Consider the following 11,482-nt stretch of genomic DNA (forward strand, 5'->3'; position numbering starts at 1 on the left):
GGATTCATAGGCAAGGAAGGAGAGTGTGGTTCAGGTGACCAGAGTGAGAATAGAGCATGATCATGCTGCCGAACTGTTAAACAGGCTCAGCAATCGAATTGCTGATGTGATCATTGGCAAGAAACAGGAAATTCAATATATCATTGCTGCTATGCTTAGTGAAGGCCATGTTCTGTTGGAGGATGTACCGGGTACAGGGAAAACGATGCTGATTCGCACCGTGGCTTCGTCATTAAGCTGTGCGATGGGGCGCATTCAATGTACTTCGGATGTCATGCCAGCCGATGTGACGGGTGTATCTATATATCACGCATCTACAGGAGAGTTTAGCTTCAGACCCGGGCCGCTGATGAACAATATCGTGCTTGCGGATGAGATTAATCGGGCATCTCCCCGGACACAGTCTTCGTTATTGGAAGCCATGGAGGAACGCAGTGTGACCGTAGACGGCACAACTCACGCATTGCCGAAACCGTTTCTGCTGCTTGCAACCCAGAACCCGTTGCAATTCGAAGGTACCTACCGTTTGCCGGAAGCGCAGTTGGATCGCTTCATGATGCGGATTACGCTAGGATATCCCGAGCCGGAGCAGGAGGTAGAACTGCTTTCTCGTGAGCGTAGCAAGGATATGTTAGAGAACATGCGTCCGATTATGCTGGCTGAGGAAGTGGTGGCCATGCAGCGTGAAGTAAGGCAGGTACATGTGGATGCCGTGATCAAGCAATATCTTGTGGCTGTCGCTGTAGCTACGAGAAGTCATGACGCCGTAAGACTGGGCATCAGTCCCCGTGGGACGCTGGCCTGGATGACAGCCGTGCAGGCATATGCCTACTTACAAGGTCGTAGTTACGTTGTGCCGGATGATGTGCAATCCCTCGCTGTACCGGTTCTCGCCCACCGAATTCAGTTGAAATCAATGAACAGAGCAGACGGAAGTGCAGTGCAAGAGCAAGTCATCCGTGAAGTATTGTCGTCTGTGCCTGTACCTGTGCAGATGAGTGGGCAGGGAAGGGGACGACGCGCATGAGCGGGTTTCGCGGGAATATAGCTCAAGTGCTGATAGCTCTTCTTCTGTGTGGTCTCTATTTCTGGCATGGCGGAAAATCAGCGTTGTTCTTGGCAGCGGTATCCGTGCTTGTTGTGATATATGGAATACTCCTGCGAGTGTTTGGTCCCCGTCACATAGAAATACACAGACATTTACGACAAGGACAGATCACAGCAGGAGAAAGCATCCGTGTTCGGGTTGATTTACAGGTGAGGTGTCCGCTTCCGCTACTATGGCTCGTGGTATGCGATAACACCCCTGGGGGTATACATCGCAAATTGCTTTTTCCAGGCTTCAAAAGACGATGGTCTTATCAGTATGAGATAACAGGTCTTACCCGAGGAGTGCATGTTTGGGAGGAAGGGCGAGTGTACTGGGGGGATGTTTTTGGTTGGAACAGAGTCTACACTATAATTAAAGGTGAAGAGCCTGTTGTTGTAGTGCCTGGAACCGGGAATGCTGGAACATCAATCTGGCCGGAAGCTTGGACGGATCATGGCGAAGGTATGGGAGTGCTACATCCGTTGCAAGGCGTCCCCGGAACAGAAATTCGTGAATATAGACCAGGGGATTCGTTTAACCGAATTCATTGGAAGAGCTCAGCGAGAAGCGGAAAGTTGCATACGCTGATTCCTGACATGCCGCAAAGTACCTCACTCGCAATCATGGTATACGAAGAGAGCTCAGGATACGAGAGGTTTGGGGCAGAGGAAAGTGATCAGGAAGTGTTCGAACGAGCAGTGATTGGTGCGGCGAGTTGGGTACGTGAAGCAATAGACGCACAAATGCCTTGTCAGCTTTGGTTAAGTGGAGATGAACTGGCAGGTAAACTGGACATGCCTTTAGAAGGGAATGCAGGGTACGAAACTCAAACGAACCGTAGCAGTTACGCAGTTCGTGAAAGAAAGAGGGATGGTGGAGAACATGCCGACAGTTTGGACGATGCGCTAAGACGACTTGCTTATGCCCGATTACATCAGGAACAGGGGTGGATTGGAGAACGGCTTGGCGTGGACAGACTGGAGCATCTTCCACATGGATCAAGTATCATGGTCTTCACCGGACAGCTGGATGAACGTTTGGTCGAATGGATCGAGTATGCGTTGGCACTTGGCCTCCAGGCCAGTGTTTATCTAACAGGGAATTCCGTAACAATGGATGGAGACTCCGGAAGCGGCGGATATTTGTCCTCTCATTCACGGGAGAATCAGGCTGCGGGGAAGAGAGCGAGTCAGCGAGTTCACATGAACGGACAGATGAGGGGAGCGGCGGGTAAAGGGGAGGAACCTCCTGGAGCATCAGCTGCACTGAGTTCGTCTGTAGTACAGGCGAACCGTTCGCAAGCGTGGACTGAACGCCTTGTATCCAAAGGGGTAAAGATGGTCTATCAGGAGTCTGTTACAACCGTTGGAACTTTGCTGGGCGGAAAGGTGAGGATTGTTGATGTGGGGGCGTAAAATGAAACAGCAACCCGACGCTGCAGTTCTTGCTGGACAGTCAGTGCAGGCACAGCGATCGGAAATAAAACCGTTCTTGTTTTCGTCTATGTATCTCTCAACTCCTGTGTTATATCTATGGCTTATCACAGCGGGACTGCTCGGATTGTGCATGGAATGGATATATCCTGTGACTACTGATGGTCAGGTAGGCAGTGAGCGATTTGCCACTGTCATGGCTGGCTATTCAGCCATCCTTCTATCCGCTGGCCTGCTACGTACAGGCTGGATGGCCAGTATCGCGCTACGCATCCCTATGATATACGTTGCACTGTGTGTGATGTATGGGGGGAGTCATCCTGTCGAATGGGGCTTATCTTATCCTGGGGTGCTTAATGCTGATCTGGGGGAGTGGATCGACACAGGACGTTTTCGTGTGATGAGCAGGGAAACCAGAGGTTTATTTATGTTGTGCGGCTGGAGCATGTTGCTTGCTTCGGTACAGTACTTGGTATTGCTTCGTCGCAGCATATCTCTGTTTGGCACGGGAACGTTAGTTTATCTTATCCTGCTGGAGAGTGTTGTCGGATATGATGCTTATGGCTCGGTGGTTCGTTCGGTATGCTGGTTGCTATGCATCCAGGGCATGCTTCACCTGCTGCGACTTTCGGAAGGAACAGGTCATGATGCGCAGGATCAGGAAAGTGCATTCAATAGGGTGGCACGACGTAAAAAGAACAGCTCCCATCGGATACGGAGCAAGATTTATTTGTATTGGATGGCTGTATCGGTGGGTACGGCGTTCTGTGTGGTGTTGATATCTACACTTCCTGCACGGCTCAGTGTTGTGTCACCTGCCGGACAACTCTCTGTTATGGATACGGTCGAGCGTTTGGCTAGATGGGCAGGATACACTCCTTCAGGCAGTGTACCGGCTTCTCTAAGTATGACGGGATATAGCACGGTTGATGCGCCTATGGGGGCACCGCTGGTACAGGGGAATGAACCTGTATTTGTAGCAAAGACGCCTGTCTCTACGTATTGGCGCGGGGAAACCCGTTCTTACTACAATGGGAGTGCCTGGAGTGATACGGAGCAACACTTTCGTTATGTGAACACATCAGATCTGATACGTTCCGATGGATGGGAGGAGCATCCTTATTGGCAACGTGTTCGTCAGATCATCACGATGGAACGGGAGTGGCGTGGTCCGAATCCACTTTTTGCGGGAGGATTACCGGTAAGTATGTCTTTTCAGGATGGTGATGCCTTTAATAAAAAGAATGAAAAGCGACTGCTGTCTAATGAATCTACGGGCACATTATGGCTTACAGGGGGAAGGGACAGGAATGAGCTTGTCCGGAATTATACGGTAGATGTGATGGTGCCGAATGTGACACCAGAACAGCTCAGGCAGCGTGCAGGAATGGATTGGAAGAGTGCTGGCAAGGATGACAAGGATAGTAAGGATGGAAAGAAGAACTCTAGCGTGAGCGGACAGAAGCATGCTGGCGGAAATAATACATCCGATCCTGCCTCTATTCGCCGAAAGGATCTACAGCTTCCAGATACGCTTCCAGAGAGGGTAAGGGATCTTGCTGCCGAGATCATTGGTTCAAGTGCAACACGGTACGATGCTGTACAGGCCGTGCGCAGTTATCTGAAAGCGAACGCTCGTTACTCGCTGAATACCCGAATGCCTCCACGGGGGACGGATTTTGTGGATGATTTTTTATTTGTGACCCGTGCGGGGTATTGCAACCATTTTTCCACCGCCATGGTTGTGCTGCTTCGTGCCGAGGGTATACCGGCACGTTGGGTGAAAGGTTATGCCCCAGGACAAGCGGATCCGCAGAACCCGGGGCGTGTTGTCGTCACCCAAGGCGATGCCCATTCCTGGGTGGAGGTGTATTTTCCCGGCGTGGGCTGGATGCCGTTTGAGGCTACGCCGGGGTTTGATTCGGCGCAGGCTGTGGATGCCAGCGCCGCAGGGGTCGCCTCGGCGCAGCCAGGCGACGGAGCCCCGCTGCCGGGTGCAGGCAGCGGCGGGCTGGAGCGTGCGGGCGCATGGCTTGCCGCGCACGCACGTGCCCTTGTCGCGGCGCCGTGGCCAGCCGCGACGGCACTTGCGGCAGCGGCGTTGCTGTGCGCCGCTGCATGGGCCTGCACGCGGCGGCTTCGCCCCGCGCTGCGGCTTGGGCTGCTGCTGGCGTGGCCGCGCAGCAGCTTCCCGGACCGCGAGCGGCTGCTGCAGGCTGCCGCTCCGGTCTGGCACGCGCTTGCGCGCCGGTACGGCCCGCGGCCGCCGGGCATGACGCTGCGGGAATACGCAGCGTCACCCGCCGTGGCCGCAGGCACGGACGGCGCGGACGTCGCGCGCTTTGCAGCCGACTGGGAGCGGCTGCTATACGGGCCAGACCGTCCGCTGCGCGCGGACAGTCTTGATTTCTTGCGCCGGGCACTCCGCCTGGCCCGACGTTCCCCCAGACGCCAGCGCTAAGTCCTGACCAGTCTCGTTTGCCCAAGGGTGAACGAGATTTTTTAATTTACACCACTACACTCTATCGAGATGCAACGGAGCGGATGCTAACGAATCTCGTTGGAAGTGAACAGGAAGATGAACAATAGTCTATTTTCAAACCTCAGTGTACCGAGATTAGACTTCGCAATTTCTAACGATCACCAGCGACGCTATTTAGCCTTTTGTTGCTATTTTAAAATTCTAACGATCACCAGAAACCTTATTTACTTGAAATGACATGGTTTTGGCTTGATTTAGGGAGTTCTAGTCCAAATAACGCTTCTGAGGATCGTTAGAATTTCAAGTACTGCTTAGAGCGCAAAATAAGGTTCGATGTGATCGTTAGCGTGTTCAAATTCATTTGGTGATGCCGCCGGCACATGTGCTCTTCAAACTTTAATACCAACTTACCATCTCGGCTGATAACGATGACTTTGCAATGACTTTTATTCTATGCAAATGGCGGATGAAATCGGTGCTTTTACCCAATTATAAGAGGACATAAGGGGTAGAGCATATGTGCAGGTGTTGTTGAACAAAGGTGCATCCGGAGAGTTTCAGGTCAGGGAATGGAAGCAGTTGTCGCCTGATGTCACATCTCTGCGTTATATGCTCGAAAAATGGAGTTTTGTCTTTCCTTGACGGTAGGTTTTGTCGTTGCGTATAATTAGTTTCATTAATTGAGGGAGGCACGGTAATGAATAAGCAAAATGAAATTGTGGTTGTCCTTGACTTTGGAGGGCAATACAACCAGTTAATCGCCAGAAGAATCCGGGATCTTGGCGTATACAGCGAGCTTTTGCCGTATAATACACCAGCGGAGAAAATTGCTGAAATGGCGCCAAAAGGGATCGTATTCTCCGGTGGCCCATCCAGCGTATACGCTGAGAATGCACCACACGTTGATCCGGGTGTCTATGATCTTGGACTGCCAATCTTCGGAATCTGTTATGGCATGCAACTGATGGCACAGCAGCTTGAAGGTAAAGTAGAGCGCTCCGAGAAACGTGAATATGGTAAAGCTGATCTGGCGTTTGCTGAAGGTGCGGCACTGGCTAAAGGCATCGAAGGTGAACATACCGTATGGATGAGTCACGGTGACCATGTTGTCACATTGCCTCCGGGCTTCAAACTGGATGCAGGCACGGAAAGTGCGCCAATCGCTGCGATGAGTAACGACGAGCGCAAATTGTATGCAGTTCAGTTCCACCCGGAAGTACGTCACTCCGTTCGCGGTAACGATATGATTCGCAACTTCTTGTTCGAAATCTGTGGTTGCGAAGGTAACTGGACAATGGAAACCTTTATTGATGACACGATTAGAGATATTCGTGAAAAAGTGGGCGACGGTAAAGTGCTGTGTGCACTCAGCGGCGGTGTCGATTCATCCGTTGTTGCGGCATTGCTGCACAAAGCGATCGGCGATCAGCTGACATGTATGTTTATCGACCACGGTCTGTTGCGTAAAGGTGAAGCAGAGAGTGTAATGGAGACGTTTGTTGGCAAGTTCGATATGAAGGTTGTCAAAATCGATGCACAAGAACGCTTCATGTCCAAACTCGCTGGCGTGGATGATCCAGAGCAAAAACGTAAAATTATCGGTAACGAGTTTATTTACGTATTTGATGAAGAGTCCAAGCAGTTTGATGACTTTGAATTCCTGGCTCAAGGTACACTGTACACGGACATCGTGGAGAGTGGTACAGCTACGGCACAGACGATCAAATCCCACCACAACGTGGGCGGTCTGCCGGAAGACATGAACTTCAAGCTGATCGAGCCTTTGAATACACTGTTCAAGGACGAAGTACGTAAAGTAGGTACGGAGTGTGGCTTGCCAGATGAAATTGTTCACCGTCAGCCTTTCCCTGGTCCGGGTCTTGCGATCCGTGTACTTGGTGAAGTGACGGAAGAGAAACTGAAAATTGTTCGTGATTCCGACTACATCCTGCGTGAAGAAATCGCCAAAGCCGGTCTTGACCGTGAAATCTGGCAATACTTCACCGCCCTGCCTAACATGAAGAGTGTTGGTGTTATGGGTGACGCTCGTACGTATTCCTACACTGTAGGTATCCGTGCTGTAACATCCATCGACGGTATGACAGCAGACTGGGCACGTATCCCTTGGGACGTCTTGGAGAAAATCTCTGTACGGATCGTTAACGAAGTGGACAATGTGAACCGGATCGTCTATGACGTAACGTCCAAACCACCTGCAACGATCGAGTGGGAGTAGGCTTAGCTACAGGACGTTAAACCTTATAACATTCAAATGCCGAAGGGCTTGGTAATCCAAGCTTTTCGGCAATTTTTTTGTTCGCAGTAACGTAGATACTGCGAACAAAATGAAGGGCCAAAAAAGCTCCCTCTCGTCTGCAAGACAGATGCAAAACGATGGGAGTTTTCATATATATCTTTTAGCTAAACCTGTTATTTTGCAGCTTCTTTCTTGGGATTGTACTCGAGATATAGTGTTTTATTCTTGTTATCCCATTTGACTACTTTCGCACCGAGTAATGAAGGGAGGTTTTTGGCCTCAACATAAGCTGTGCCTGCGAAATTTCTGGATTGTGTGATCGGACTCCCAAAGAGAACCGGCAATTTTTTAACAGGGTCATATCCTATGAAAACATTGAATGCTTCACTCACAGAACGAATTGGAATATATACTGTTCCATTGTAGAGAAGGCCGGTGTGCGTTAATTTGTCATTAATGATAATTTTAATTTTTTCCGGTTTGACATCAGATCTAATGATCGAAGCATAGGGCTGAGGTTCTTCGTTTAATTTGGCCGCTGTTGCAGCGGTCACCACTTTAACTTCATGTTCACCAGTGACAGAACCATAAGTGACTTTTAAAATCGCTGTACCGAGACCGACAGCTTGAACATTGCCAGTTCCATGTGGTTTTAACACTGCGGGATTACTTGACTTCCATGTTGCGGCATCTGTTATGTAGAAGACATCTCCATTCTCGAAGTAGGCGAGTGCATTCAATTCTTGCCCCGTATTAATAGGGAAGATGAATGGTAAGAAGCTGGGCCGCATTGTACCCTCTACGATATAAATTTCTTTAGGTAAAGCTACCAAAACATCTACTGAGGCTGTTTTATAATCTGTTACTATATTTCCTGCAAGATCAGTCAACACCGTCTTATCCGTAAGAACTTGAATGGAAGATTGCATATTCAAACTACTTTCCTTGGTAATAAGCGTGAAGGATACAATCGGATCGCCTGCTGCGGAATCCAGAAAATGACCATCCTTGGCTGTAATTGAAAGTACAATCTCTTGTTTTCCATCATTTGGGACAAGGTCCTCGGGATAAGGATTTTGAATGATATAGTCGTCTTTGCTTGCATACTGATGGGATGGGATGTAAAAAGTATCGTCTCTCCATATGTATTTTTTCAACTTCTCATCAAATCGGAGTAATCCGTCTTCTTCATCTTCTTCATTAAGGGTAAACATGTTTTCATCATAGCTCAAAACGATAGTTGCCGATTTAATTTTTGGAGTATCCAGGCTGTTAGAGATTGCAACATCTACCCGCTCGACATCACCAGGAACTAAGGTAGAATTGCCTGTCAGGGTTACGGATAATTCTCCTGACTCAGCAGCGGAGGTAGCGTTGGCTATGCCTCCCATTGCAAGGGTAATTCCAAGGAACACTAAAATTATCTTTTTTGAGAAAAACATTTCTTAACCTCCGGTATAAGTGATTTATCCTCTAATATATCGGTATGAGATGTAACAAAATGAAGCGCAGCGTAGGTTCCAGAAGAGCTATGAGTCTTACTTTAGAACCGGAATTGGAATTGGTAGCTAAGTAAATAGAGATTGTCTTCCTTGGATGTAGCTGTAAGCTATATTAGGCCCTAGTATGTTAAAGAATGCTGCGTAACATGTCGAATGAGTTTAAAGTACCTAAGCGGGTTTTATTACGGAAACCTATGGCAAGTATATTTTTCTAATAAAAAATAAATGAATGGCTGTTTCCATCACGTTTTACTTATAATGAAAAGGTGGCTTTTTTGATGCCCCTCAAGGAATGCTCTGCTCTGAAAATATGAACATATCCGGCCTTGAATCCGTTATCAATTGCATAAGTATCGGGGATGTAAATCGCTGAACTGGTTTGATTTGTTAAATAATACGAACGTTAATTGAATGATATAGATATATCATTCGTTTTTGTCATTGACAAAATAGAAGCCCCCTCCTAAAATGGGTGATGGGAAACAAACAAAAAGCGCATACTAATTCGTATAATCCTGGGGATTGGCCCGGGAGTCTCTACGAGATCACCCTAATGATCTGGCTACGAAGAGGAGCAGGCTAAGCACATGAATTCTACATGACTGCGGTGGAAAGTCACCCGCGCACATTAGGATTTTTTTTGTTCTTGGTCACAGGCCGTGTGGCTGCTTCTGGTCAAGCTGAACTCTGGGGAAAGTACTTCTCAGGGTCATTTGTCGTTTTTCAATAAATATGGCTTCAACATCTCTAAGGAGGAGTTAGTGTATTATGGATCGTTTCTTTAAACTCAAAGAAAACGGAACAAATGTTAGAACGGAGATTGTTGCGGGTCTGACTACCTTTATGACAATGGCTTACATTCTATTTGTAAACACATTGTTCTTAGGACAAAATGGGGCAGGGATGTCCGACAATGCAGTATTCTTTGCAACAGCCGTTGGTGCTGGATTAATGACAATTATTATGGGGTTGTTCGTGAACGTTCCGATTGCACTCGCTCCGGGTATGGGTTTGAATGCCTACTTTATGACCGTGGTTCTGAGCTCCAATGGTGCGATTAGCTGGCAGGCTGCCCTCGGTGCTGTATTCCTTTCGGGTATCGTGTTCATTATTCTGACCGTGACCCGAGTTCGGCAAATGTTGCTTGTAGCAGTTCCGCAATCCATTAAAATGGCAATTACTGTAGGTATCGGTCTTTTTATTACGATCATCGGTTTTAAACTTGCCAATCTAGTGGCAGTAACCGTGAATGTCGCACCGGATGCAGATTTGAGCCAACCGATTCCAGGTAGCAGCTTCAACTTGTCTCTTGGGAACTTTATTACACATCATGATGCATTACTTGCGTTAATTGGGTTATTGTTGATTGCAATTCTTATGGTAATGCGTGTTAAAGGTGCTTTGTTGATTGGTATCGTAGCAACAACGCTGATTGGTATTCCGATGGGGGTAACCAATTTGAGTGGTCTGTCCAGCGCGAGCTGGCTGCCTAACTTCAGTGACCTGGCTGTCGGACAGCTTGATCTGAAAGGTGCAATTAGCCTTGGATTGTTCGAAATCATCTTCATTTTCACATTCGTTGAGCTGTTTGATACCTTCGGTACGATGGTTGGAACGGCAACACGTATGGGGATTATGAAGGATAAAGCTAAAGGTGAGAAAACGATTGGTAAAGCCATGCTCGTCGATGCTGTCGGTGTCAGCGCAGGTGCGGCACTGGGTACAAGTACGATTACGGCTTATGTTGAAAGTGCTTCGGGTGTTGAAGCTGGTGGGCGTACAGGGTTAACCTCAGTAACCACAGGTTTGCTGTTCATTCTTGCTTTGTTTATCGCGCCACTTGCTTTGGTTGTTCCTTCTGCCGCAACGGCTCCAGCTCTGATTATCGTAGGGGTACTTATGATGAGCCAAGTTCGCAGTATTGAGTGGGATGATTTTCTGCAGGCTTTCCCTGCATTCCTTACAATTGTGCTGATGCCATTTACAGGTGGAATCGCTAACGGGATCTCGGCAGGTATCGTATCCTATGTTATATTGGCTGTGTTCAGTAACTTGGTTACTGAGCGTAAAGTGAAAATACATTGGCTGATGTGGGTGCTGGCCGTTATCGTTATATGCCGTTACGTGTTTATCGGCGGAGAATAAGTTTGGTTTGCATATGAAGAAAGCGGAGCTACGATATCACATCGAGCTTCGCTTTTTTGTTTCTTCTATAATAAGTGTTTGAAAAGCGAAGTGAAAAGTGGATCAGTTCTGAACCTTTGTACTCGCTCCGACTTCAGAGACAAAGAGTCGTGTATGAAATGATATAGTCATTTATCCAAATGGAAAAGATTATTCCGACTGTAAGAATGAAAATAATTCAGAATGGAAATGATAATTCCAGACAACTGCGAGATTAAGTAGAAACATATTCGGAAGAGGTAGTTATTGCTGCTACATTACATTTCCAAGTTAGAGTATGGATGCTGTAAAGTTAACCTGAAATGCATCTTCTCGTAAAGGTTATGACCTGTTCATGTATTTTTAAAATAATGCTTTACAAGTGGTAGTTATACATGGTATATTCTTATTCCGGCCAAGAAAACACAGTTTACACGGTGCGGCAAGCAATTGAAAATAAGCTTCGAAAGAAACTTAGAAAAAGAGCTTGCAAAGTTGGTTCGGACATGATATGATATAAGAGTTGCTGAAACGAACCGGTTTCGGTAGCGAGAA

Annotated in this window: 6 protein-coding genes and 1 riboswitch; of the genes, 5 read left to right on the forward strand and 1 reads right to left on the reverse strand. The window is 47.8% G+C overall.

What is annotated here, in order from left to right:
• Positions 1-43: 43 nt before the first annotated feature.
• The 4 genes from EC604_RS25780 (at position 44) to guaA (ending at position 7,241) form a co-directional block, all read left to right on the forward strand.
• Entirely contained in the window at positions 44-1,027 is a 984-nt protein-coding gene (locus EC604_RS25780) for an AAA family ATPase (protein WP_345789285.1), read from the forward strand.
• On the forward strand, positions 1,024-2,505 hold the full coding sequence (locus EC604_RS25785) for a DUF58 domain-containing protein (RefSeq protein ID WP_123066891.1): 1,482 nt from the start codon (positions 1,024-1,026) through the stop codon (positions 2,503-2,505). Before EC604_RS25780 ends, EC604_RS25785 begins: the two co-directional genes overlap by 4 nt.
• A gap of 1 nt (position 2,506) precedes the next feature.
• Positions 2,507-4,984 (forward strand): DUF4129 domain-containing transglutaminase family protein, encoded by a 2,478-nt coding sequence (locus tag EC604_RS25790; RefSeq protein WP_161557047.1) that lies wholly within the window; start codon positions 2,507-2,509, stop codon positions 4,982-4,984.
• A 718-nt stretch (positions 4,985-5,702) separates the two neighbouring features.
• The gene (gene guaA / locus EC604_RS25795) at positions 5,703-7,241 is read left to right on the forward strand and encodes a glutamine-hydrolyzing GMP synthase (RefSeq protein WP_123066893.1); all 1,539 of its coding nucleotides are present in this window, start codon (positions 5,703-5,705) and stop codon (positions 7,239-7,241) included.
• Positions 7,242-7,435: 194 nt separating this feature from the next.
• Here the strand turns inward: guaA and EC604_RS25800 are convergent, their stop codons facing one another.
• Entirely contained in the window at positions 7,436-8,704 is a 1,269-nt protein-coding gene (locus tag EC604_RS25800; RefSeq protein WP_123066894.1) for a hypothetical protein, read from the reverse strand.
• Positions 8,705-9,249: 545 nt separating this feature from the next.
• Positions 9,250-9,349, forward strand: a riboswitch (purine riboswitch).
• Between the two features lie 183 nt (positions 9,350-9,532).
• Between EC604_RS25800 and EC604_RS25805 the strand changes: the two genes are divergently transcribed.
• Complete coding sequence (locus EC604_RS25805) at positions 9,533-10,909, forward strand: NCS2 family permease (protein ID WP_123066895.1); 1,377 nt, start codon at positions 9,533-9,535, stop codon at positions 10,907-10,909.
• Positions 10,910-11,482: the final 573 nt, after the last annotated feature.

Source organism: Paenibacillus amylolyticus, from assembly GCF_003719335.1.
In the GTDB taxonomy this organism is placed as follows: domain Bacteria; phylum Bacillota; class Bacilli; order Paenibacillales; family Paenibacillaceae; genus Paenibacillus; species Paenibacillus amylolyticus_D.